Origin of the sequence: Novosphingobium beihaiense, assembly GCF_022832375.1 — a bacterium.
Classification (GTDB): Bacteria; Pseudomonadota; Alphaproteobacteria; order Sphingomonadales; family Sphingomonadaceae; genus Novosphingobium; species Novosphingobium beihaiensis.
Genome location: NZ_JALHLG010000020.1, coordinates 61,836 through 83,227 on the forward strand (window position 1 = coordinate 61,836; position 21,392 = coordinate 83,227).

Annotated in this window: 26 protein-coding genes and 1 tRNA gene; 15 read left to right on the forward strand and 12 right to left on the reverse strand. The window is 59.3% G+C overall.

Features of this window, described 5'->3' with window-relative positions; all coding sequences use genetic code 11:
* Positions 1-7: 7 nt before the first annotated feature.
* Complete coding sequence (locus tag MTR66_RS13825; protein ID WP_243922028.1) at positions 8-550, reverse strand: hypothetical protein; 543 nt, start codon at positions 548-550, stop codon at positions 8-10.
* 370 nt (positions 551-920) lie between these two features.
* On the opposite strand from MTR66_RS13825, the gene MTR66_RS13830 reads away from it, so the two are divergent.
* Positions 921-2,192, forward strand: a complete 1,272-nt coding sequence (locus tag MTR66_RS13830) for a M48 family metalloprotease (RefSeq protein WP_243922029.1) — start codon at positions 921-923, stop codon at positions 2,190-2,192.
* On the opposite strand, the gene MTR66_RS13835 is transcribed toward MTR66_RS13830, so the two are convergent.
* Positions 2,189-2,644 carry a hypothetical protein gene (locus MTR66_RS13835; protein ID WP_243922030.1) on the reverse strand — a complete coding sequence of 152 codons (456 nt, stop codon included), beginning with the start codon at positions 2,642-2,644 and terminating at the stop codon, positions 2,189-2,191. The genes MTR66_RS13830 and MTR66_RS13835 overlap by 4 nt on opposite strands.
* A gap of 25 nt (positions 2,645-2,669) precedes the next feature.
* Here MTR66_RS13835 and MTR66_RS13840 point away from each other — a divergent pair, with 25 nt between their 5' ends.
* From MTR66_RS13840 to MTR66_RS13890, 11 genes are all read left to right on the forward strand, one after another.
* Positions 2,670-3,146, forward strand: a complete 477-nt coding sequence (locus MTR66_RS13840) for a hypothetical protein (RefSeq protein ID WP_243922031.1) — start codon at positions 2,670-2,672, stop codon at positions 3,144-3,146.
* Between the two features lie 168 nt (positions 3,147-3,314).
* Positions 3,315-3,590, forward strand: coding sequence for a hypothetical protein (locus MTR66_RS13845; protein WP_243922032.1), 276 nt, complete (start codon positions 3,315-3,317; stop codon positions 3,588-3,590).
* Positions 3,583-4,521, forward strand: a complete 939-nt coding sequence (locus tag MTR66_RS13850; RefSeq protein ID WP_243922033.1) for a hypothetical protein — start codon at positions 3,583-3,585, stop codon at positions 4,519-4,521. Before MTR66_RS13845 ends, MTR66_RS13850 begins: the two co-directional genes overlap by 8 nt.
* A complete protein-coding gene (locus MTR66_RS13855) occupies positions 4,518-5,090 on the forward strand; it encodes a hypothetical protein (RefSeq protein WP_243922034.1) in 573 nt (190 codons plus the stop codon). Before MTR66_RS13850 ends, MTR66_RS13855 begins: the two co-directional genes overlap by 4 nt.
* 75 nt (positions 5,091-5,165) lie before the next feature.
* On the forward strand, positions 5,166-5,462 hold the full coding sequence (locus tag MTR66_RS13860) for a hypothetical protein (RefSeq protein ID WP_243922035.1): 297 nt from the start codon (positions 5,166-5,168) through the stop codon (positions 5,460-5,462).
* 28 nt (positions 5,463-5,490) lie between these two features.
* Positions 5,491-7,086: a type IV secretory system conjugative DNA transfer family protein gene (locus MTR66_RS13865; RefSeq protein ID WP_243922036.1), complete on the forward strand. Its 1,596-nt coding sequence runs from the start codon at positions 5,491-5,493 to the stop codon at positions 7,084-7,086.
* A complete protein-coding gene (locus tag MTR66_RS13870) occupies positions 7,083-7,382 on the forward strand; it encodes a hypothetical protein (RefSeq protein ID WP_243922037.1) in 300 nt (99 codons plus the stop codon). The genes MTR66_RS13865 and MTR66_RS13870 overlap by 4 nt, the downstream gene beginning before the upstream one ends.
* A gap of 20 nt (positions 7,383-7,402) precedes the next feature.
* On the forward strand, positions 7,403-7,723 hold the full coding sequence (locus tag MTR66_RS13875; protein WP_243922038.1) for a hypothetical protein: 321 nt from the start codon (positions 7,403-7,405) through the stop codon (positions 7,721-7,723).
* 137 nt (positions 7,724-7,860) lie between these two features.
* On the forward strand, positions 7,861-8,319 hold the full coding sequence (locus tag MTR66_RS13880) for a hypothetical protein (protein WP_243922039.1): 459 nt from the start codon (positions 7,861-7,863) through the stop codon (positions 8,317-8,319).
* Positions 8,316-9,326, forward strand: a complete 1,011-nt coding sequence (locus tag MTR66_RS13885) for a recombinase family protein (protein WP_243922040.1) — start codon at positions 8,316-8,318, stop codon at positions 9,324-9,326. The genes MTR66_RS13880 and MTR66_RS13885 overlap by 4 nt, the downstream gene beginning before the upstream one ends.
* The gene (locus MTR66_RS13890) at positions 9,323-9,808 is read left to right on the forward strand and encodes a hypothetical protein (RefSeq protein ID WP_243922041.1); all 486 of its coding nucleotides are present in this window, start codon (positions 9,323-9,325) and stop codon (positions 9,806-9,808) included. Before MTR66_RS13885 ends, MTR66_RS13890 begins: the two co-directional genes overlap by 4 nt.
* On the opposite strand, the gene MTR66_RS13895 is transcribed toward MTR66_RS13890, so the two are convergent.
* Positions 9,787-9,861: transfer RNA gene (locus MTR66_RS13895), tRNA-Val, on the reverse strand. The two genes, MTR66_RS13890 and MTR66_RS13895, sit on opposite strands and share 22 nt — an antisense overlap.
* Before the next feature lie 79 nt (positions 9,862-9,940).
* Here MTR66_RS13895 and MTR66_RS13900 point away from each other — a divergent pair.
* A complete protein-coding gene (locus MTR66_RS13900; protein WP_243922042.1) occupies positions 9,941-10,255 on the forward strand; it encodes a DUF3297 family protein in 315 nt (104 codons plus the stop codon).
* 24 nt (positions 10,256-10,279) lie between these two features.
* Here MTR66_RS13900 and MTR66_RS13905 read toward each other — a convergent pair whose 3' ends face one another.
* A complete protein-coding gene (locus tag MTR66_RS13905; protein ID WP_243922043.1) occupies positions 10,280-10,936 on the reverse strand; it encodes a CHAP domain-containing protein in 657 nt (218 codons plus the stop codon).
* Positions 10,937-11,075: 139 nt separating this feature from the next.
* Here MTR66_RS13905 and der point away from each other — a divergent pair, with 139 nt between their 5' ends.
* Positions 11,076-12,452, forward strand: a complete 1,377-nt coding sequence (der, locus tag MTR66_RS13910; RefSeq protein WP_243922059.1) for a ribosome biogenesis GTPase Der — start codon at positions 11,076-11,078, stop codon at positions 12,450-12,452.
* Positions 12,453-12,524: 72 nt separating this feature from the next.
* On the opposite strand, the gene MTR66_RS13915 is transcribed toward der, so the two are convergent.
* From MTR66_RS13915 to MTR66_RS13925, 3 genes are all read right to left on the reverse strand, one after another.
* Positions 12,525-13,478 (reverse strand): alpha/beta hydrolase, encoded by a 954-nt coding sequence (locus MTR66_RS13915; RefSeq protein WP_243922044.1) that lies wholly within the window; start codon positions 13,476-13,478, stop codon positions 12,525-12,527.
* A 242-nt stretch (positions 13,479-13,720) separates the two neighbouring features.
* On the reverse strand, positions 13,721-14,263 hold the full coding sequence (locus MTR66_RS13920; protein ID WP_243922045.1) for a flavin reductase family protein: 543 nt from the start codon (positions 14,261-14,263) through the stop codon (positions 13,721-13,723).
* Between the two features lie 30 nt (positions 14,264-14,293).
* On the reverse strand, positions 14,294-15,433 hold the full coding sequence (locus MTR66_RS13925; protein ID WP_243922046.1) for an AI-2E family transporter: 1,140 nt from the start codon (positions 15,431-15,433) through the stop codon (positions 14,294-14,296).
* 202 nt (positions 15,434-15,635) lie between these two features.
* Between MTR66_RS13925 and MTR66_RS13930 the strand changes: the two genes are divergently transcribed.
* Positions 15,636-17,654 carry an alpha/beta hydrolase family protein gene (locus MTR66_RS13930; protein WP_243922061.1) on the forward strand — a complete coding sequence of 673 codons (2,019 nt, stop codon included), beginning with the start codon at positions 15,636-15,638 and terminating at the stop codon, positions 17,652-17,654.
* Here the strand turns inward: MTR66_RS13930 and MTR66_RS13935 are convergent.
* The 5 genes from MTR66_RS13935 to MTR66_RS13955 all read right to left on the reverse strand — a co-directional run.
* Positions 17,644-18,699 (reverse strand): NAD(P)H-dependent flavin oxidoreductase, encoded by a 1,056-nt coding sequence (locus MTR66_RS13935; protein ID WP_243922047.1) that lies wholly within the window; start codon positions 18,697-18,699, stop codon positions 17,644-17,646. The genes MTR66_RS13930 and MTR66_RS13935 overlap by 11 nt on opposite strands.
* A gap of 28 nt (positions 18,700-18,727) precedes the next feature.
* On the reverse strand, positions 18,728-19,207 hold the full coding sequence (bfr, locus tag MTR66_RS13940; protein ID WP_243922048.1) for a bacterioferritin: 480 nt from the start codon (positions 19,205-19,207) through the stop codon (positions 18,728-18,730).
* A gap of 127 nt (positions 19,208-19,334) precedes the next feature.
* A complete protein-coding gene (locus tag MTR66_RS13945) occupies positions 19,335-19,601 on the reverse strand; it encodes a (2Fe-2S)-binding protein (RefSeq protein WP_327194508.1) in 267 nt (88 codons plus the stop codon).
* Complete coding sequence (locus tag MTR66_RS13950) at positions 19,598-20,854, reverse strand: DUF418 domain-containing protein (RefSeq protein WP_243922050.1); 1,257 nt, start codon at positions 20,852-20,854, stop codon at positions 19,598-19,600. Before MTR66_RS13950 ends, MTR66_RS13945 begins: the two co-directional genes overlap by 4 nt.
* Before the next feature lie 15 nt (positions 20,855-20,869).
* On the reverse strand, positions 20,870-21,392 hold a 523-nt coding region (locus MTR66_RS13955), incomplete at its 5' end, for an SPOR domain-containing protein (protein WP_243922052.1).

Here is a 21,392-nt window from a genome sequence, read left to right on the forward strand (position 1 = left end):
TTATATCCTACTTTTGGATGTGGGGGCAAGCGTGGCGAGGCAATCTACGTGAAGCTGGCGTATCAATCTTGTCGGTCGGGTATCCCAGCAAGAGTGTGTCGACCACAAATTGCCATTCCTTACCGTTGGCCGACCGGCTGCGGCCCGTTTTCCAGTTTGAGATGCGCTGCGCAGAGATTTTTGAGTATCTTGAAGGGAAGGTTCTGACCCATCGCTTCAATTCAACCTTGGTGCGTGCAAGTTCGCGGTTCAGCTCGCATCGCATTTCATCGGTGATCGGGATGTAGCCAAGCCTAAGCCCGTGAGCCTTATGCGGCGGCGGCTCGACATGGTAGGGCTTGTTGGCATCCGGCTTTTTACCTAGCCATTGCAGGACAGCGTGCCAAAGGTCTTCGCGGATTTGTGATTTCGTACCCTTCAGCAATCCGCGAATGCGTGCTGCCGTCAAGGTGTGGCCTGTCTGTATAGTGATTTCACGCCCAACCACATGCGGCTGCACACCCGTGCGTTCAAATTCACCGGCCAGAACATCCCGATCTGCTTCGGTCATGATGTAAATAGTTGAGGTGGATGACAGGCCTGGTTTTTGCGGCATTGCATGATGTGATTGTGTTATTTCAGATTACTAAAAGTTAACATGATCTCCATGCCATACTCAACCAAGCTTCGAGAAGACGCTGTGCCAATGGAGTGACGCATTGATGACGCTTGATAGCCGCCCCGTTATCCCAGGTATCTACATTGAATATTTGAAGAATGGAAATTTTGCGTCAAACGCACTCGTATATTAGAGGGGGGTCGACAGGGTGGTCTCAGATTTCCTGTATGATGAGCGCAGAGCGCTAACGGAATCTCTAACCGAGACATTCTTAAGCCAACAAAAGATTCTCATCGCATGCGCTGTTCTTACGGCCTTAACAATGCAACCGCTTTCCGCGTTGCTTATGGTCGTTGTCGTACTTCTCGTTCGAAACAAGTTTAGAAAAGAAACAAAAGATCATATTCATCAAGACCTGGGGGAGGATTTTGATCTCCCAAAAGGAACTCATTTTGTCATTGATGACGGTTTCTGCAAGGACGATATGTTTACGATATCGTTTCCAGGATTCAATCTAATTGCCCACAACAGTAAATTTTTTTCCAAGATGGATGATACAAAGAGGGCTGTTGTTTATCATGAATTTGGCCATTGCAACCGATGGGATATGGCTTTCTTCTTTTTAGCTGTCGCGGTATCGCTTTTCTATATATTGCAGCCGCTTATATATTACATCCGCATGGATGGGTATTACGACCAGAACTCCGGCATGCCGCAGGCTATGGGAGTTGTTTTTGCTCTGATCGCACTGTCAGCGCTTGTCGTGGTGAAGCATGATAGGGAGCATCTTGCCGATTTTTATGCGATGAAGTTTGTGCCCGATATATATCTTGCCTTTTTGCGCGAAAGGCTCGTGTTCGGGGACATAGAGGAGCCTGAAAACCGGCTGACCGCTTTTCTCACGACATTATGGCACCCAAGCTGGAAAAAGCGCCTCGAATATCAAAGTGGAGCTAGCACCTACTCCGGCACGAACATCTTTTTCCGATGTTTCCTTTTTGGCTTATTTATAACGGTCTTCATGATCTACGCCTCGCTTGAGCGAGAGGCTGGCAGAGTCCTATTTCCGCTGGCCATCTGCTTATACATATTTTCAGTTGCCTGCGTTATCGGCTGGACGTTGGATGGTGCTACGAAACTGCAATTCTGGAAACGCCTAAGTTTATCGGGTGGTCACTTCACCGGGGTGGCAGCGGGACTAATTGCGTTCTTTCAGATCGAGATAATTATGGGCGGTGATTACAGCTATCAATGGCAATTGCTGACAAATGTACTGCTCGCAAATTTTCTCACCCTCCTAGGTGTGCTTTTTATGCTGCCATTTTTTATTCGAAATGGAGCAAACCTTTTATGGCGAATATTTTACGCATCGGCAGTAACAGTGGCGGGATGGATGGCAGCCTATATCGTTTTCTACGTACCAGACGTACTGTTGCCTGCTTACAATGGGAGTGAGAACGCACTTTTCGCTTTTGGCGCGATTGCGTCATTCCTTTTTGTCTTTTTATTTACTGCCATCGCATTTGCGCTTTGCTGCGTCATATGGCTTGGTCAGCATGGAGTAAACTACTTCAAAAAAAGAGTGATTAGCTAGAATACGATGATTTCAGGCTTTTCGTTCGGATCATCATTGTCAAAGGTGATGTCACCAGAGGTTTTTTGCTCTGAAATAACGTCAATCAAAGCCTTTGTGAATTTTATCAATGCTCTGAGCTTTTCAGCCTCTTCTTGGGTCAGGCCATCAAATTCAAACTGCATCCGAAGGTAGGTACGCTGCGCCGATCCGCCGAAGCGCGGTGTTTCGTGGATCAGTTTGATTTGATCTTTATATTCCACGAAAAACTCGGGATTGGACTTGACCAACGCCTCGATAAGAGGCGTCAAGCTTTCTCCATCAGCCGCTTTGAACGTCAATGTCGTCATTTTACCCTCGGCTTGATTGGTGGAAGTGCCTATCGCTGCTGCTCGGCATGGACTGGGAAACGGCTTTTTCCTGTGTCTCGCAGCTGTTTGACGTGTTGCATATTGCGATGTCATAAACGCCATTCGAGCGCACAAATTCAAGGTTTAAATGATGGCAAAAGTTGGGGAAAAGTCCAAGCTCAACAAAGATAAGTCGCGCGCCGATTCTGACAAAGATGTTAGCCTGAAAAAGCTTGCTGACCAGACACGAGAAGACCTGGCAAGAGATCAAGAGCAAGTAGAGCAATCATCGAAGGAGGCGCAAGACCAGAAAGCTGGTCAGGTAGCGAAAAAGCAAATAACGATAATACCTGCTGAACAAAGATATGTAAGACGGACCAAAAAGCAATTTTCGGAAAGTGCGGCACCCCTGAGCGATGCAAGTTATCGTATGAAAAAGTTGGGTGTTTTGGCCATTCCTGAGATCATCGATGCGGTTGGGCAAAGCTCAGCCCACCTGGGCGTCGATCAGGCGCAGTGGTTGCGTGCGGCCATCCGCAAAGCGTTACGGGAGGGTCTTGATGTCGATTATGAGCTTGATACCCCGATAGAATTTTCTGTGCCCACTCCTCCAGAAGCAGAGTAGCAACACCGGGGCTATAGCTCGCCCTTGTAACTGGTACCAGTTATAGATATATCACCATCAGAAGATGAGTGATGTGACACGCTGATTCGCGTCGCCATCCACAAAAATAGATACGGCCCAACCCACTGAAAAGCATCGTGCTTTTCGGCAGCAGTAGAGGTGTGTCCGATGGTGGATCAAAGAAACGACATCAAAACACTTGAAGCGCAGATTGCGAAACAGAAGGCGCGCACAACGACCTGCACGCTGATGCTTTCCACGGCGTGGATCGCCAGCAGCTACTGGACATTCAACGGCCTCATGATGACGGCTGAGGAAAACGCAACCTCTGGCTTCACAGGCGCGGTGCAGGCCTTGATCGCCAGCATTGTTAGCGCGGTCGTCGTCGCGGGTTCCTGCTCGATGCTTTTGGCTTTCTCCGGTGATGGAGACGGCCATGAATAACAGAACCAAGCGCGCCTTGTGGCTAGGGATAGGTCTGACGCCGTTTGTCTTGTGTATTTCGACGACCATGGCGGTCAAGGGGCTGACAACCGCCCCCGCACTCCAGGCTGACATGGTTTATGAGGCCGGGCAATGGCAGACCTATGTCGAACGCCAGCAAACCAACCCGGCGGCGGCGCGATCCGTTGCTGATACTCTGGCACCACTAAAGCAGTCCATCTGTACAGCAGCCGAATTGGAAAGCTCGGGGGGAACGATTACCGGTTCAGGCGGGCCGGGCGCTGTTTCGGGCGCGCTTCAGTCTTCCTGCGCGGGCCTCAAAACGATCTTGGAGACAATTGAGGCGGCTGCTGAACGCGATCTTGCTCGGTCGAAATCGCTCACCGAGGAGATCGACAGGCTGCGGGCAATCCCGGAACGGGAAGACCTGTCGGTATTCGAAAGGCAGCGAGCCTTCCGTAAGGCAACCGACAAAATCAAAGCTGATCTGGCCGATGGCAGCGCCGAAAACCTTCGTGAAAAGATCAATGCCCAGCTAGCGGTCTTGCGTAGCTCCGTCATCGAGCTGGAGGGTGAGGACGGTCGCTTCGGAGCGCGGCAGGCTGCTGCCATCTCCAACCTCAAGAGCCAACTCGGAGAGGTTGAGAAGATAGTCAGCGACTTTCTCGGCGCAGGGAATGCCGATGAAGCGCAAGAGATGGCGGAACCGGCCGATTTGTTGTGGTCCGGCGCAGCCATCGCGCGGTGGTGGCCGCGTATGATTCCACAGATTGCACTCGGTGTAGCCGTTGATTTCATTATTTTGTGGATGGCCGCCTTTTTGGCGGTGAACCGCGCAAGTCTGCGCGAGATGCAAGATGCGTTCGCCACAAAAGAGCGCAATCGCGCCCGCCCGAACCGCACCAATCAGACAATGCGGAAAGGAGTATGACCATGCTGGCAGCTTTTAAGCGAACAGTTTCGACGCGCGTCACCCATGCCTTATTGGTCGGTGTGAACGCCGCTGTCTTTGCCACGGTTGCCGGGCTTGCGGCGCTCACGCTTATCAAGAACTTTGAAGACACGCCGGAGATCAGGACGCTGGCTTGCACTCTCGGTTTCACGAGCACGTACTGCCCGGAATACGGTCAAGAACCTATTGGAGCGCAGCATGAGAAGGCGGAGATGGAAGACCGTCTTGCCGGTATCGAGGCAATCGAACGTTCTGTCGATCAAGTTACGCTCTTCAAAACAGAAACCGACCCGCGAAGTGGATTCAAGGTCACTATCGGTACGGTCTACCGCGATCTCTTGAGCGCATCGCCACAGCCTGAAAATCACTTTTGCTACATCACCCTGCCGAGCGGAGCAGCCGGAGAGAAGCGCTCGCTCTACTTCTACACATCGTCGGGCCGTGTGGATGTGTCACCTGAAACCTTGCGCAATTCGGGGGTGGACGAGGCCACTCTGAGTTTCGGCAGGTCTGTCTGCAAACCTTTCCTGATTGTCCCTCAACCATGAAGACCTTCGCTTAGCCGCGAAGGCCCAAGCATGACCTAAATCACCACCAAAACCGGATTTTGAAAGGAGTGCGCTATGAGCAATTCGCAGTCAGGAAGCCGCTCCGGCTCCGCCATGCCTGGCGAGAAAATCTGCGCCGGTATCGGAGGCTTTCTTGTTGCCTTCTTCTTCGCCGCCCCTGTGTACGAGGCGACGATTGATCGTGCAGAAGCGCACGTAGCCGAGCATTTCCCGTGGCTCAGTCTGTGGCTGCTCTCGCTGGGCTGGGGGACAGTCTGCTTCTTGGGTCTCTTCGGCGTCACGCTGATGGCTCTCACGGCCAGCCTTCGCTTCGTGTGGGCAAAGGTCGGCAGCATGCTTCTGGGCAATTGAGTGAAATCCCGGCTTGGGAGATCAATCCATGGACCAGAATGAATTATTTCGCTTCGGAAGCGCCCGGCCTGCCACCAAACAGGAAATACGCAAGGCCGGGTATTTTGAACGAAGACCCGAAAGCGTGTTTGCAGGCTTTGCCTATGGCAAACCGCTTTTCGGCAATCAGGATGCCAGCTTCTACCTCCAAGCCGGAAGCAGGTCTGGGAAACTGACTGATATAATTGCATTTTCTCTGTGTCAGGGCATCTATATGCACTCCATCATCGCGATGGATTGCAAATTTGAGTTGGCAGATATCTCGCGCCAGCAAATTATCGGGCGCAAATACTGCATCTACTGGAACCCAACGGGCGATCCGGCTCACCCACAACACCGTATCAATCCCGTTTGCTACATTCGGATCGATAACCCGTCGCTCATATCCGATGTGAAGCTGTTCTGTCAGAACATCTTGCCGTTGTCTGGCAGTCCACAGGCGGAGTTCTTTGAACTTCGTGCTCAGGCCTTTATGGAGGCTATTATCCTTACCATCGTCCGTCTCGACGGTGTTCTGACATTCCCGCGCCTTTACCAGATCATCAACCTCATTCCGGGCAATAGCGATGAATGGCTCTCCTTCGCATGGGAAATGCACGAAGGATCGCAGCTTGAACGCGCCATAGAAGAAGAGATTGCTGCCAGCCGTCAGAGCGACAATCGTACCGTTCAAAATATCATCAGCGAGCTATTAAAGGCGTTGGCGCCGCTCACGGACAACCGATTGATGGAGTCCGTTTCGCCCCCTTATACGATGTCGATGGCCGATCTGTGTGGATCGCAACCCTATCATGTCTACATCATGGCTCCCGCTGAGTTCGTTGAAAGCTGGGCGCCGATCATCAAAGCGCTGTTCGTTTGTGCCTTCATCTACAAACGTAGAGCAGGAGGTCATTGCACGCCCCAGCTCTGGCTGCTGGACGAATGCGCTCTGCTCAAGGGTTTCCCCATTGTACTTATCGTCTTTTCCCTGGGTGCGACCTATGAAATCAGAGCTTTTGCGGTCTTCCAGACGCATTCGCAAGCCAAGGCTATCGCCAAGGACGCAGATTCCATTCTACCTGCCAGCGCAGGCCTTTCATGGCAGTTCGGCATAAGGGACACGGCCAGCGCAGAACGTCTTTCCCAGCGCTTGGGCATGCAATCTCTATACTTCGACGATACCCTGCGTCAGCATGAAGCCGACATGGCCAGAAAGAAGGCCGTTCGGGATATCATTAGCGGTGGCGACCCCATCGAAGCAGGCATGCGGGCGGAACATTACCGCCGTGCCTCGCAGCATCGTTCCTGCCAGCAACGCTTGTTGCAAACGCCTGCCGAAATACTCGGCATGCCGCGCAATCGGATGTGGATTTCAGCCGATGGGCTTGAACATTCAATTTATGCTGAACGTTGGCCATATTACGAACAGCGCTGGATGGCAGGCAATTTTCATCCCTCGCGCTTCTTCCCTCCGCTCGACAAAGTGCGCGTGAAGACGCTGCTGGGCCATGCATGGAAGCGCGTGATCCGCGAGCCAGTCCCCCAAGAATTTGCTGACATGCCGCAATACGCTGACGGATTCTGGACGAGGATCGCAGCATGACCGACACGCCCACGCCCTCAACGACAACGCGGCTGTCATTCACACATGAACGGGCAGAGCTGCGTGCTGATAATCCGCTCTATGCCCGCGCACCTTCCGCCCGCACCGCGTTCGAGGCTGAACGTATGGAGCCGGAAGCCAGCCGCGAGGAGCGGCGTGTGTCCTTCCTCGCCAAGCGCCAGCGGCCCGCACCCGTACAGCGTCCGCGCCCCGGCCTCGCGCTGGGGCCGGACGGAACCGCCTTCAATGCTGATTGGGAAGCTGAGCGCCAGCGTACCCGCCAGCGAGACCGATAGTCACCCAAGGAGAAGACGACATGGAAAAGAGCCGACCTGTAGACGTGCTGCGCGATTCAAACCTCAAAGCCAGTGTGTTCCGCAACGATGGTGAGAAAGGGCCGTTCTATTCGACGACCTTCGCCCGCACTTACACCGACGATCAAGGCCAGCCGCGCGACAGCCATAGCTTTGCCGGAAACGAGTTGTTGCGCCTGTCTGAGCTGGCTCGCAAGGCATACGACCGTACTCGCGAATTGCACCGGGAAAACGCACCAAGCCGGAATGAAAAGCGGGAGGCTTTTACGGCTCAGCGCTCACAGCAAGATCGCGGCTCACGTGGCTCCGAGCATTCGCGCTGAATCCGCTTCCCAAGAGCAAATTCAACTTGACCAAATGCTTGATTTTTGGCTTAATGTTCCTCTTTTGTTCTATTCGATGAAAGAAGAGGAGATCGAATGAGAAGGTAACCCGCACCAGCCGCAAGGAGGCAAGAAGCATGGACCACCGTGATAACGATTTAGCCAATAGCTTTGCTCGCAAAGCTGCCCAGGATGATCCAACTCCAAGCTCAGATTGGGAAAACCAATCTGATGCAGTGAAAGGTGGCAGTGGTCTTGAGGTCGAGCGCATCGTCGCCGCTATTTTGAGTGATAATCACCGGCTCAATGCTGAAGAATTGCGTTCCTTTGAAGACGTGCTGAATGAGCCCGGAATGTCCGCTGATCAACGGCAAGAGTTCCTGCAAACGCTTTGGAATGTCGTGGTAGGAATTATCGATTTCCGGTGGGAGTGCATGCGCTCACCGGTGGCGAAAATTGGCTGTGAGTCGAATGGCAAAAGTCCTCGAAGTCAGCATCAGACCAAGGGATTTATGCTAAACTGTGAGGGTATTCATTTCTCGCACAATCAAGAAAAGGCCGCCGCAACGAAGTCGCTGCCGGAAAGGAAAGCATGATCGTTGATAAGAAGCGTAAAGCGGTTCTTTATTGCCGGATTTCGGACAAGAGCCAGACAGGTCTTGGCAGTCAGGAACATCGTTGCCGTCAGTATGCCGACGCCAAACAATACGACGTCGTAGAAGTATTTTACGATAAGGTTACGGGCGGTGGCGATTTCATGAAACGTGAGGGCATGGTGAAGCTCTTGCGCTTTCTCGACGATCACCCAGAAGAGAACTTCGTCGTGATCTTTGACGATCTCAGACGCTATGCCCGTGACACCGAGTTTCACTTGAAATTGCGCCGCATGATGAAAGAGCGTGGCGCCACCCGAGAATGTCTCAACTTCAACTTTGATGACACGCCGGAAGGCCGGTTTAACGAAACGATCAACGCGGCAGTCGGCGAACTGGACCGCGAAACCATCGCTCGCCAATCGCGCCAGAAGCAAATTGCACGGCTTGAAGCAGGCTATGCGGTCTACAGCCGCCCACCCGTCGGGTACAAGTATGTGAAGGCCCAACACGGGCGCAACAAGGTGCTTGTGCCAAGCGAGCACGCCCCGATTGTAAAAGAGGCATTGGAGGGGTTTGCATCCAGACGTTTTGAAACGCAGGTCGAAGTAGCTAATTTTCTGAACGCACATCCGGGGTTTCCCAAACACGCACCCGGAGGCACGGTGCGGAAAGGGAAGGTCTTCGACATGCTCACACAGCCGCTTTACGCAGGCTACGTCGTCTCCAAAGAGCTTGGCGTCACGATGCGTGATGGAAAGCATGAAGGCCTCATCAGCAAAGCAACTTTCGCCAAAAATCAGGAACGGCTCACGTCACGCAAAAAGGCTGCGGCAAGGCGCGACCTGAACCGGGGCTTCGTGCTTCGGGGTGCGGTCTCCTGCGCTTCGTGCGGTGGACATCTCAAAGAAAGGGCTGCGACTACTACGGCAAGTCAATCCCACGCGCCAAGATCGAGGGCGAATTCGAGGAACTGCTGCAAAGTGTTCAGCCTGCCAGGAACCTCGTGAAGGTCACGATTGCCATGTTCCGCACCTATTGGGACATGAAGGTCGCGCGCGCTAACGAAAACGCACAAGCCATCAAGGCTGAAATTGCGGAAACCGAATTGCAGATCGGCAAACTCGTCAATCGGATTGTCGAAACCAATAACGATTCGGTGGCGCGCGCACTGGAGAACAAGATTTCCGAACTGGAGCGGCATAAGCTTTTGTTGACGGAAAAGGCCGCTGATTCAGCTCGTCCGCCGCCACCCTTCGAAGAAAATCTAGAACTCGCGCTGAGGTTCCTCGCAAGTCCTTATAAAATATGGAGTTCCGGCGTGTTTGAGATCAGGAGACTGGTGCTCAGAATCGTGTTTTCAGAGCATTTATCCTATGACCGGTTTGACGGTTATAGAACTCCGAAATTATCATTGCCATTCAGGGCTTTAGGGCCAGAAATTGGCCAATTTTTACCCGAATTGCGCAATGGTGGGCGCGACAGGGATTGAACCTGTGACCCCACCCGTGTGAAGGGTGTGCTCTACCGCTGAGCTACGCGCCCGCTTTCCGTTGCGGAAGCGCGCCCCTAAACAACTCGGATCGAATTGACAAGCACTGATCTCACTCTAAAGCGCTCCGCCATGACCGAAGAGACCAGCACGCCTGAGCAGGCCCCGCAGCAATCCGGCGCTGACGTGCCGCCCGATCACCTTGCGATCAATCCGCGCAGCCCGTTTTTCGATGCCGAAAAGCTGCAGCGCGGTATCGGTATCCGCTTCAAGGACACCGTGCGCAGCAATGTCGAGGAATATTGCGTTTCCGAAGGCTGGGTGCGCGTGCAGGCGGGCAAGACGCTCGACCGCAAGGGGCAGCCGCTGACGATCAAGCTGACCGGCCCGGTCGAGGCCTGGTACGAGGATCTCGGCGAAAATCCGCCGGTTGCGAAAAAAGACTAAACTTTCGCAGGCAAGCGCCGTTCTTCAATATGTACCGGCAATGATCTCGCCAATGGGATCGGCATGCCGGTGCTTGCGCGCCGTCTTCGCTTCAAGCGCTGTCCTGGGGGGGGCGGCGACTTGGGCGAGGCGGTCGCTGCCAAGGTCCGGAATGGCCCCCGGCTTGGCGTTGTAGATAAAGCCCGCGACAGGCCAATGGGTAGCTCCCAGGTTCTGGCTCGGGCCGTACCAGATGCGCACTTCGCTCCAGTCGTTTTCCGGGGAAACGTCGAGCGCAGTGACATCGCGTTCTATCTTGCCGGGATAGGACCAGTTGGCGTGGCTGAGCAGGATCGTGCGCGAATCGACGATTTCGCTGACCATGGCGACATGGCCAAGGTGCGAATTGTGGAAAGGGCGAACCGCCATGACCGCGCCGACTCGCGGCACATGTCCGCGGGCGTAACGGCCCTTCGCCTGCTTCCACCAGGTATGGGCATCGCCATAGATCTGGATGCCGGAAAGCTGGCGGGCATAGGGCACGCATTGCAGATCTCCGGAAGGGGAACTGCTTACCGTTCCGGTAATTCCGCCGCGGGCATAGTTGCCGGAAACGATCCGGTCGATGGCCGAACGGGCGAAAACCGGTGAAACCAGCATTGCGCAAGCGCCCACAAAGATGGCTTTTCTGACTATCTTCATGCCACCCGGAATACGGGAGCAAGGTTAGGGCTATCCTGCAAAGATAGGTTAATATTGCGGCAAGGATATGCCGCTTGTTTGCCGGATTTGCCGCCTATGCTTGCCAAACCCGTGCAAAATGACCAAGCGGCGTATCCATATGCTTCCTCAAGTGATCATTATCGGCCGGCCCAATGTCGGCAAGTCCACGCTGTTCAACCGGCTCGTCGGCAAGAAGCTGGCGCTGGTGGACGATCAGCCCGGCGTCACGCGTGACCGCCGCTTTGGCGATGCCGAGCTGCTGGGGCTGAAATTCCAGATCGTCGATACCGCCGGGTGGGAGGACGACGAGGCCGAAACGCTGCCCGGCCGCATGCGCCAGCAGACCGAGGCTTCGCTCGAAACCGCCGATGTCGCGCTGTTCGTGGTGGACGCACGCGCGGGGCTGACGCCGCTCGACGAGGAGATCGCCCAGTGGCTGCGCGCTTCGCCGGTGCCGGTGATCGTGCTCGCCAACAAGGCCGAAGGCCGCGCGGGCGAGGGCGGGCTGCTGGAGGCCTATTCGCTGGGGCTGGGCGATCCCGTCGCCGTCTCCGCCGAACATGGCGAGGGCATGGGCGATCTGTTCGAAGCGCTGCTGCCGCATCTCGACCCGCTTCAGCCTGCCGAGGATGAAGAGGGCGGGGACGAGTGGGAATTCGATCCCAAGTCGGTTCTCAAGCTCGCCATCGTCGGGCGTCCGAACGCGGGCAAGTCCACGCTCATCAACAAGCTGCTGAAGGAAGACCGGCTGCTGACCGGGCCGGAAGCAGGCATCACCCGCGATTCGATCGCGATCGACTGGACCTGGCACGATTCCAAGCTGGACGAGGACCGTCCGGTGCGCCTGATCGACACGGCGGGCATGCGCAAGAAAGCGCAAGTGATCGAGAAGCTGGAGCGCATGGCCGTGGCCGATGCGCGCCATGCGATCGATTTTGCCGAAGTGGTGGTGCTGCTGCTCGATGCCACGCGCGGGCTGGAGCATCAGGATCTCAAGATCGCCTCGATGGTGATCGAGGAGGGCCGCGCGCTGATGATCGCCATCAACAAGTGGGACGTGGCCGAGGACGCGAGCAAGCTGTTCAACGGCATTCGCGCCGCGCTCGACGAAGGGCTGGCGCAAGTGCGCGGCGTGCCGCTGCTGGCGGTCTCCGCGCGCACCGGCAAGGGGCTGGACGACATGATCGCCGCGGCCTTCTCGATCCGCGAGGCGTGGAGCCGCCGCGTGCCGACGGCCGGGCTCAACCGCTGGTTCGACGATGCGCTGGCCGCCAATCCGCCGCCGGCGCCGGGCGGCAAGCGGATCAAGCTGCGCTACATCACCCAGGCCAAGACGCGCCCGCCGGGCTTCGTGCTGTTCGGCACCCGGCTGGATATGCTGCCCGAAAGCTACAAGCGCTATCTGGTGAACGGCATCCGCCGCGAACTGGGTTTCGAGGCGGTGCCGATCCGCCTGACGCTGCGCAGCCCGAAGAACCCGTTCAAGAAGACCTGAGCGCAGGCCGCCGGGTCATTCGCGAGTCGTGGCTAGGGCCGGAGTCGCCCACAGGCGGCCCCGGCTTTCGCGTTACAGGTTGTCGTTGAAGAAGGTGGTGATCTTGTCGAAGGGGATCACGTCCAGCTGATCGTAGAGATCGGTATGGCTGGCGCCTTCGATGATCATCAGTTCCTTGGGCTCGGCCGCCGCTTTGTAGGCGTCCTCGCTGAAGTAGCGCGAATGCGCCTTTTCGCCGTGGATGAGCAGCAGCGGGCGCGGCGCGATCTCGCTGATGTAGGTCAGCAGCGGCATGTTCATGAACGAGAGCGGCGTGGTCACGGTCCACGAGGCGTTCGAGTTGATCGAACGCGGATGGAAGCCGCGATCCGGCGACTTGTAGTAAGCCGCATAGTCCACCACGAACTGCGGCTCGCCGCCCTGCAGTTCCAGCGACAGCGGGCCATAGGCAGGCGTGCCGTTCTTCGCGTCTTCCCAGCGCTGGCGGCTCATCTGCTCCAGCGCTTCGGTGCGCTGTTCGGGCGTGGTGCTGTCGAAATAGCCCTTCGCCTGAACCCGCGACATGTCATACATGGTGCTGGCGACGACGGCCTTGACGCGCTTGTCCACGGCGACGGCATTCAGCGCCATGCCGCCCCAGCCGCACACGCCGATGATGCCGATGCGTTCGCGGTCAACCTGCGGCAGCAGGCCGAGGCAGTCCACGGCGGCGCTGAAATCTTCGGTATTGATATCGGGCGAGGCCACGTTGCGCGGTTCACCGCCGCTTTCGCCGGTAAAGGAAGGATCGAACGCCAGGGTGACGAACCCGCGTTCGGCCATGGTCTGCGCATAGAGGCCGGAAGCTTGTTCCTTGACCGCGCCATACGGGCCGCTGACGGCAAGCGCGGCAAACGGGCCATCGCCCTTGGGCGTGTAGAGATCGCCCGCCAGCGTGATGCCATAGCGGTTGGTGAAGGTGACTTTCTCGTGCTCGACCTTGTCGCTCTTCGGGAATGTCTTGTCCCAGTCCTGAGAGAGTTCCATTGCGTATCCTTCCAAAGTTCTATGTCCCGGCGCAAGGGCCGGGGAAACGGCGTTGTTTGTGAGATCGGCAGGTCATTGCCTTGAAATTAGTTCCTGATTTTTCAAAGCTCCTTCATTTGCACGAATGAGAGGCCTGCCCTCAGCCCCACAAAGGACGCTTCGGATAGAACGCACCAGGCGCACGGATGTTCGCCGGAGGGCTGGAATTTCTCCATTCTTTCCATGCCTCTCAGATCCCGCTCTTACAGTCCGCCAGGCAGCTTGGAACGCATCATGTCCTTGCGGTCAAACCGTTCGCCATCGGCAATGAAAGTGCCGTCGCCAACAGCGTGGATCATGCGCTGGTCTGCGTGCGTGCCGCCGGTCCAGGCTGCCAGCCCTTCCAGCACGATGATGTTGTGCCGGCCGGTAATATCGGCCACCCGGCATTCCACCTGGCCGATGCACTCGCGGATGAGCGGAGCCTGCACGTGACGGGCCTTGGCGCGAGTGAGAGCGAACTTCTCGAACTTGTCCGTGTTCTCGCCCGAGCAAGTGCCGATGCCCACGGCCGTATCGATCATGCTGGCGGAAGGGATCGACAGCACGCATTCACCAGTGTCGCGCAGCGCCGCGTAGGAATGATTCCACGGGCCGGTGGCGATGGCAAAAGTGGGGGAGAAATCCAGAACCATGCTCCAGGTCAGAGTCATGATGTTGTCCGCTTGGCCATCGTGCGTGGTGAGCAGAATGACAGGTCCCGGCTCGATCAGGGTGAAGGCCCGGCTGAGTGGCAGCTCTTCCATGTCGCCTCGCTTTCCGGCGCCCGCCGGTTGCTATGAAGGATGCGCCTCCGCATTCGCTTCCGCTGTGCGCCGAGCCTCGTTGGCCGCCTCGCTGGCGGCGCGGGAGGCGGCCAGCTTGCGGTCGCGCTGCTGGGTCCACACGGCCATGAACAGCGCGGCGATCACCGGCCCGATCACGAAACCGTTGAGCCCGAACAGCTCAAGCCCCGCCAGCGTGGCGATCAATACCACGAAATCGGGCATCCGGGTATCGCGTCCGACCAGGATCGGGCGCAGCACGTTATCGACCATGCCGATGATGAACACGCCGCAGAACACCAGGATCGCGGCTTTGCCCAGTTCCCCGGTGGCGAACAGGTAGATTGCGGTGGGCACCCAGACGATGCCGGTGCCCACAGCGGGCAGCAGCGAGAAGAAGCCCATCATCACGCCCCAGATCAGCGCGCCCTCGATCCCCAGCAGCGAGAAGATCACGCCGCCCAGCAGGCCCTGCACCACGGCCACTACCACGGTGCCGCGCATCGTCGCGCGCACCACCAGCAGGAAGTGCTGGATCAGCGAATCGCGTGTGTCGTCATGCAGCGGCAGGGCATCGCGCACGAGGTTGCCGTAGCGCTCGCCGTCGCGCAGCAGGAAATAGCTGAGGTAGAGCATGACGCCGAGCCCCGCGACGAAGCTGAGCGCGCCCTGGCCGACCGTCAGCAGCCGCCCGGCGATGCTTTGCAGGCTGCTGGAGATGCTCGATCCGAACTCGCTGCGCAGCCTGCCGAAATCGGTGAGGCCATATTGCGCGATGAAGCGCTGCACGCTTTCGGGCAGGGCGGCGTGCAGATCGTGGATCATCTTGCCGATGTCGATCTGGCCGCTGCTGATCTGGCCGTAGAGGTTGGTCGCCTCGTTGACGAGGCTGATGCCGAGCAGGATCGTCGGCACCACGAAGACGGCGACCAGCCCCAGCAGCACGATCGACGTGGCCAGATTCGCCCGCCCGCCCAGCATGCGGGCCAGCCGTGCCGTCATCGGCTGGAACATGATCGCGGCGATCACGCCCCACAGCACGGCGCCGAAGTAAGGCGCCAGAAGATAGGCGAAACCAACGGTGATCAGGACGACAAGCGTGATGAAGCCGCCGTCCTCGAATTCGAATGTGCGCTTGCGCGATGCTCTCATAGCCAAGTCTTTAGCATGTTTTCCTGCTTTGCCAGCTATCTGCCTGATAAAGTGGGGCGGTGGATTGGAATTTTTCGCCGAACCGGGCAAGACGTGCGCCATCCTCCCTTTTACAGGAGTGCGACTTTTGTCCTCTATCCGAATTTCCCGCATCGCCGCGATCACGCTGGCGGTCTGCCCGCTGGTTCCCGCTCCCTTTGCCATGGCGGCCGATAGCCCGGCGAAAGCCGATGGCCCGGAGCGCGCCTTTACCCCTGCGGACTTGTTCAAGCTTGACGGCGCGACCGATCCGCAGATTTCTCCGGACGGCTCGAAAATCGCTTATGTCCGCTCCAGCGGCGATATCATGACTGATCGCGACGTGCCCTCGATCTGGCTGGTGGATGCGGCCTCGGGCGCGCAGCGGCCGCTGGTGACGGGGCCGGGCGCGCATGTCTCGCCGCGCTGGTCTCCCGATGGCAAGCGGCTCGCCTATGTGTCGAGCGACGGCAAGGGGGCGCCGCAGCTCCATGTGCTGTGGCTGGCAAGCGGGGCGAATGTGAAAGTCACCGAATTGCCGGACAGCCCCGGCGCCATCGCCTGGTCGCCGGACGGCACGCGGATCGCCTATACCATGCGCGTTCCCGGCGAACCGATGAAGCTGGGCTCGCAGCCCGCGGACAAGCCCGAGGGCGCGAAGTGGGCCGATCCGCTGCAAGTGATCGACCGCGTGACCTACCGTTTCGACGGCGCGGGCTATCTCCCGGCGGGTTTCGATCACATTTTCGTGGTCTCGGCCGAAGGCGGCGCGCCCCGCCAGGTGACGTTTGGCAAGTTCGACGATGGCGGCCCGCTGTCCTGGAGCCCGGACGGGCGGCGCATCGTGTTCAACGCCAACCGCCACGCGGACTGGCAGCGCGATATCAACAATAGCGAAGTCTACAGCGTCGATCTGGCGAGCGGCGCCGTGACCGCGCTCACCAGCCGTCAGGGGCCGGACGGCGGCGCCCGGCTTTCGCCCGATGGCAAGCATATCGCCTATACCGGCTACGACGACGTCAACCGCTCCTACGAGAATTTCGATCTCTACGTGATGAACGCGGACGGCAGCGGCGTGCGGCTGCTGACGCCGAAGCTCGACCGCTCGATTGACCGGCTGGCGTGGGCAGGCAACGGCGCGATCTACGTGCAGTATGACGATCATGGAGAAACCAAGGTCGCGCGCGTCTCGCTCGACGGTTCGATGAAAACCGTGGCCGAGGGGCTGACGGCGGGCACGCATTTCGACCGGCCTTATACCGGCGGTTCGTTCAGCGTTTCGGCCAAGGGCAAGGTTGCCTATACCAAGGGCAGCACTCGCGAACCGGCGGACCTCTGGGTGGGCGGCAAGAAGCTCACCGATCTCAACGGCACCTGGATCGATGCCAAGGCGATGGCGCCGGTGCGCAAACTGCCGGTGACGGCGCCGGACGGCCGCGCGATCGATGCCTGGCTGGTGACGCCGCCGGGGCTCAAGCCGGGGCAGCGGGTGCCGCTGATCCTCGAAATCCACGGCGGCCCGAACGCCGCCTATGGCCCTTCGTTCTCGACCGACGACCAGCTCTATGCCGCGCATGGCTATGCCGTGCTTTACACCAACCCGCGCGGCAGCACGTCCTATGGCGAGGAATTTGCGAACCTCATCGACCGGGCCTATCCCGGCACCGACTATGACGACCTGATGGCCGCCGTCGATGCCGCGATTGCCGATGGCGTGGCCGATCCCGACAACCTCTTCGTCACTGGCGGATCGGGCGGCGGCGTGCTCACCGCATGGATCGTCGGCAAGACGGACCGGTTCAAGGCGGCGGCGGCGCAAAAGCCCGTGATCAACTGGATCAGCGAAGCGCTGACGATGGATGCCACGCCCTTCACCTCGCGCTACTGGTTCGACAAGAAGCCGTGGGAAGACCCGATGAGCTACTGGAAGCGCTCGCCGCTCAGTCTTGCCGGCAACGTGAAAACGCCGACGCTGGTGGTGGTCGGCTCCAAAGACTACCGCACGCCGGACAGCGAATCCGAGCAGTATTACGCCGCGCTGCAAATCCGGGGCGTGCCCACCGCAATGGTCAAGGTGCCGGACGCGAGCCACGGCGGCATTGCCGCACGGCCCTCGCAAGCGGCGGCCAAGGCTTCGGCTGTGCTGGCATGGTTTGATAAGTACCGGACCGAGGCGAAGAAGCCGCCGCTGGTCAGCGACTAGCGGCCAGCTCTCCGGCGAGCAGGGCCACCAGCTCTGCCGCCGGCAGGGCGCGGGATAAGGGCGCACCTTGTCCCGCCCATTGCGCGCCGAAACCGCCCTCGCCCTTGGCCTTGGCGGCGGCGTTCAGGGCTTTACCCGCGTGATAGGCGCGCGGGTAGGGCGCCACGGGCGGCAGGCCTGGCGTTTCGGCTAAGGCGGTAAAGCGGTTGGCGAGGCAGCGTGCAGGGCGCCCGGAAATGGCATGGACCATCGTGGTGTGTTCCGCAGCGTTACTGGCCAGCGCGGCGCGGTAGGCTTCGTCCGCGTTGCTTTCGGGGCAGGCGATGAAGGCGGTGCCGAGCTGCGCGGCCACGGCGCCGAGATCGAGCGCGGCGCGGATGCCCCCGCCATCCATGATGCCGCCTGCCGCGATCACCGGCAGGCCGGACTGCGCCACCAGCAGCCGCGTCAGCGCCATCGTGCCCAGCCTGCCGTCGGGCGCATCGGGATCGAACACGCCCCGGTGTCCGCCAGCTTCCCAGCCTTGCGCCACCACGGCATCGATTCCAGCTTCACGCGCCAGCCGCGCTTCGGCAAGCGAAGTGGCGGAAGCCAGCAGCAGGCATCCGGCGGCCTTGAGCGCGGACACGGCGGCCGGTTCGGGCAAGCCGAAGTGGAAGCTCACTGCCGGCGGGGCCGTGTCCACCAGCGCTGCCAGCATTTCCGCGTTGCCGGTGAACGTGGGGTAGATCGTCTCCAGCGCAGCTGGCGGCCTGGCATCGAACTGTGCGAAGGCCGGACGCAGGGCATCGAGCCACGCCGCCTCGCGCGCCGGATCGGGCTCGCAAGGGGCATGGGCGAAGAGATTGACGTTGAAGGCCCGCCCGGTCGCGGCGCGCACGGCGGCGATATCGCGCCGGGCGCCATCGGGCGAAAGCGTGCCCACCGCGATCGAGCCGAGCCCGCCCGCATGGCTGACAGCAGCAGCCAGAGCGGGCGTGGACGTGCCCGCCATCGGTGCCTGAATCAGGGGAACGGAAAGCCCGAGGCGTGCAATCAAGTCCATAACCGAGCGGGCTGCACGCCTTTGGGGATCAGTCTTCGGCAGGCTTGCTCTGAAGCTGGCAGTAGTTGGGCAGGCCCATGCGCTCGATCATGTCGAACTGCTTTTCGAGGAAGTCGATATGCTCTTCCTCGCTCTCAAGGATGCGCTCGAAAATCTCGCGGCTCACGAAATCGCGCACGGCTTCGCAGTGGGCGATGGCTTCCTTGAGCAGCGGCACCGCATCGTGTTCGAGCGCGAGATCGGCCTTGAGGATTTCCTCCACCCCTTCGCCGATGCGCAGCTTGCCCAGTGCCTGGAAGTTCGGGAGGCCTTCGAGGAACAGGATGCGGTCCGCCAGCGTGTCCGCATGCTTCATCTCGTCAATCGATTCGTGGCGCTCGTACTCGGCGAGCTTCTTGATGCCCCAATTGTCCAGCATGCGGTAATGCAGCCAGTACTGGTTGATGGCGGTCAGCTCGTTGAACAGGGCTTTGTTGAGGAAATCGATGACTTGCTTGTCGCCTTGCATGGGGCGCAACTCCTGTGTCTGAGAAAGCGTACTATGCAGTCTCAGGGAAATGAGCACAAGCCCACCAGGGCGCAAGAATTAACTACACCTGGTATTATCGACAGTGTGCCGCGTGTGCAGCGCCTGATCAGGCAGCGGCTGAAACGATTGTGTCCCCGGCGATAACCTCTTCCGTAATGATGTCTTCTGCTTCTTCCAGACACTGGCAGCACTGCGGTATGTGGCCGAGTGCCGCGTAAACTGCATGTGCGCTGCCGCCGCAGCACCGTGCGGCCGTGCGCAAATCCTTTTCCCGAATGGCGTTGCAGATACAGACGTACATGAGCGAATCCTCTTCAATCCCCACTATACGCAAATGAGAATTGATCGCAACAGTTTTGCGAATGATTATCAATGCCTGTTTTTTAGAACTTTACGTTCAACCAGCGATCGCCACAGCCATTCCAGGGGGCCGCGCCGCCAGTGGCGCAGCCACGGCGCGCTCCAGCCGAGCATCAGTGTCCACCCGGCCAGCACGAAGAGCATCTGCCCGGCAGGGCCCACGGTTCCGAACAGGCCAAGGCCCCACCCGTGGAACACGAAAGTCATCACGAGGCTGGTCAGGATATAGTTGCTGAAGGCCATGCGCCCGGCCGCGATCAGCCGCTGCCCCAGCGCGGTGGGGATCAGGCGCGGCGCTGCCATGACCAGCAGCGCGGCATAGCCGCAGCCGCACAGCAGATGCGGCATGGCCAGCCCCCACACGAGTGCGGCGTGCATCGCCACCGGCGGAAAGTGCCGGGGCCAGGCCCAGCCCAGAAACAGCGCCGTCAATGCCAACCCGCCAGCGGTGCAGGCCACGCCCACCGCCACCAGCCGTTTGCGGGACAGCGTGCCGGTGAAAAAGCCGCGCCGGTAGAGCACCATACCGATCAGCATCAGCGGCAGGGTTTCGGAAAAATTGCCCGAGACCATCTGCACTTGCCAGAACGGCCGCAGTTCCAGTTTGGCCCGCAGCAGGCCCAGGAAGCCAAGATGGCTTTCGCGCATTTCCTGCGCGGCCCAGTCGCGCATGGGCTGGAGCCATTCGGATAGCAGATGAACTTGTGCGGGCGTGGCATTGCCATGGCGCACGGCGGTTTCTGCGGTGATGGCGGCGGCCGAATCGAACAGGCCCCACAAGTGCCAGACGTAATAGAGCCCCAGCGCGATGATCAGCAGCGTGCGATCCCTTAGCGGCCGCAGCAGCAGTGCGGCGAGGCCGCACACGGCATAGAGAAAGAGAATGTCGCCCCACCACAACAGCAGGTAGTGCAGCGCGCCGAGCGCCATCAGCCAGAACAGCCGCCGCACCTGCAGCACGTCCCCGTCGCGCCCTGCCGCTTCGCTGCGTTCCCAGAACAGGACAAGGCCCGCGCCGAACAGCAGTGAGAACAGCACCCGCATCTTGCCTTCGAAGAACAGGAAGGAAAAGGCGAAGGCGGCCTCGTCCATAGGGCTGGCCGGATGGGGCAGGCTGGGCGACGTGGCGGAGATCATCGGCCCGGCGAAACCGGCGATGTTGATCGCCAGAATACCCAGCACGGCAATGCCGCGGATCAGGTCGAGCGAGCCGAGCCGATGCGAGGCGGCAGCCGGAGCCTGCGTTTCCGGCGGCGGCTCAGGCAAGGATGCCGCCCAGTGTCAGTTCCGCACGGCGAGGCACGTGAACCCGCCTGCCGTCAGGCGGGAACAGGCCGCGCTGGCGTCCGCATGCGAGGCGAAACCGCCAGCCTGCAGCTTCGTCAGCCGTCCGGCCGGAACCAGCAGCTTAGCATGGCCGGACAGTTCGGGGCGGTTCTTCACTTTCGCCCAGAGCGCATCGGCATTGCCGGGAACGCCGAAAGCGCCCAGCTGCGCGCGCCATGGCCCGGAAGCCGAAACGGAAGGGGCGGCGGCGGTCCTGTGCGGCGCGGGGGCTGGCCGGGCAGGGGCCGGGCGGCTGGCGGGAGCCGCTGTGACAGGCGCCGGGGGAGCGAGCGGGCGGGCATAGTCCGCGCCTGCCGTGGCCGGGCTGTCGTTTCCGGCCACGTGCACGGCGCTGGCGATCGCCGTCTCCGGCGAGGATGTTTGCGGCACGCGAATATGCTTGGGAGCGGAACCGGACGGGGGCACTGAGATGGCCATCCCGGCTGGCGGCATGGCCGCTGCGGCACTAGGGCTTCCG

What these genes read in the sequence shown, in the direction of transcription:
- MTR66_RS13830 (WP_243922029.1), top strand. Translation starts at nt 921, where the DNA reads ATGCAACCGCTTTCCGCGTTGCTTATGGTCGTTGTCGTACTTCTCGTT.
- MTR66_RS13845 (WP_243922032.1), top strand. Translation starts at nt 3,315, where the DNA reads ATGGTGGATCAAAGAAACGACATCAAAACACTTGAAGCGCAGATTGCG.
- MTR66_RS13935 (WP_243922047.1), bottom strand. Translation starts at nt 18,699, where the DNA reads ATGGACTTGATTGCACGCCTCGGGCTTTCCGTTCCCCTGATTCAGGCA.
- MTR66_RS13850 (WP_243922033.1), top strand. Translation starts at nt 3,583, where the DNA reads ATGAATAACAGAACCAAGCGCGCCTTGTGGCTAGGGATAGGTCTGACG.
- MTR66_RS13865 (WP_243922036.1), top strand. Translation starts at nt 5,491, where the DNA reads ATGGACCAGAATGAATTATTTCGCTTCGGAAGCGCCCGGCCTGCCACC.
- der (WP_243922059.1), top strand. Translation starts at nt 11,076, where the DNA reads ATGCTTCCTCAAGTGATCATTATCGGCCGGCCCAATGTCGGCAAGTCC.
- bfr (WP_243922048.1), bottom strand. Translation starts at nt 19,207, where the DNA reads ATGCAAGGCGACAAGCAAGTCATCGATTTCCTCAACAAAGCCCTGTTC.
- MTR66_RS13925 (WP_243922046.1), bottom strand. Translation starts at nt 15,433, where the DNA reads ATGAGAGCATCGCGCAAGCGCACATTCGAATTCGAGGACGGCGGCTTC.
- MTR66_RS13930 (WP_243922061.1), top strand. Translation starts at nt 15,636, where the DNA reads ATGGCGGCCGATAGCCCGGCGAAAGCCGATGGCCCGGAGCGCGCCTTT.
- MTR66_RS13900 (WP_243922042.1), top strand. Translation starts at nt 9,941, where the DNA reads ATGACCGAAGAGACCAGCACGCCTGAGCAGGCCCCGCAGCAATCCGGC.
- MTR66_RS13915 (WP_243922044.1), bottom strand. Translation starts at nt 13,478, where the DNA reads ATGGAACTCTCTCAGGACTGGGACAAGACATTCCCGAAGAGCGACAAG.
- MTR66_RS13855 (WP_243922034.1), top strand. Translation starts at nt 4,518, where the DNA reads ATGACCATGCTGGCAGCTTTTAAGCGAACAGTTTCGACGCGCGTCACC.
- MTR66_RS13905 (WP_243922043.1), bottom strand. Translation starts at nt 10,936, where the DNA reads ATGAAGATAGTCAGAAAAGCCATCTTTGTGGGCGCTTGCGCAATGCTG.
- MTR66_RS13875 (WP_243922038.1), top strand. Translation starts at nt 7,403, where the DNA reads ATGGAAAAGAGCCGACCTGTAGACGTGCTGCGCGATTCAAACCTCAAA.
- MTR66_RS13880 (WP_243922039.1), top strand. Translation starts at nt 7,861, where the DNA reads ATGGACCACCGTGATAACGATTTAGCCAATAGCTTTGCTCGCAAAGCT.
- MTR66_RS13840 (WP_243922031.1), top strand. Translation starts at nt 2,670, where the DNA reads ATGATGGCAAAAGTTGGGGAAAAGTCCAAGCTCAACAAAGATAAGTCG.
- MTR66_RS13835 (WP_243922030.1), bottom strand. Translation starts at nt 2,644, where the DNA reads ATGGCGTTTATGACATCGCAATATGCAACACGTCAAACAGCTGCGAGA.
- MTR66_RS13920 (WP_243922045.1), bottom strand. Translation starts at nt 14,263, where the DNA reads ATGGAAGAGCTGCCACTCAGCCGGGCCTTCACCCTGATCGAGCCGGGA.
- MTR66_RS13860 (WP_243922035.1), top strand. Translation starts at nt 5,166, where the DNA reads ATGAGCAATTCGCAGTCAGGAAGCCGCTCCGGCTCCGCCATGCCTGGC.
- MTR66_RS13885 (WP_243922040.1), top strand. Translation starts at nt 8,316, where the DNA reads ATGATCGTTGATAAGAAGCGTAAAGCGGTTCTTTATTGCCGGATTTCG.
- MTR66_RS13870 (WP_243922037.1), top strand. Translation starts at nt 7,083, where the DNA reads ATGACCGACACGCCCACGCCCTCAACGACAACGCGGCTGTCATTCACA.
- MTR66_RS13825 (WP_243922028.1), bottom strand. Translation starts at nt 550, where the DNA reads ATGACCGAAGCAGATCGGGATGTTCTGGCCGGTGAATTTGAACGCACG.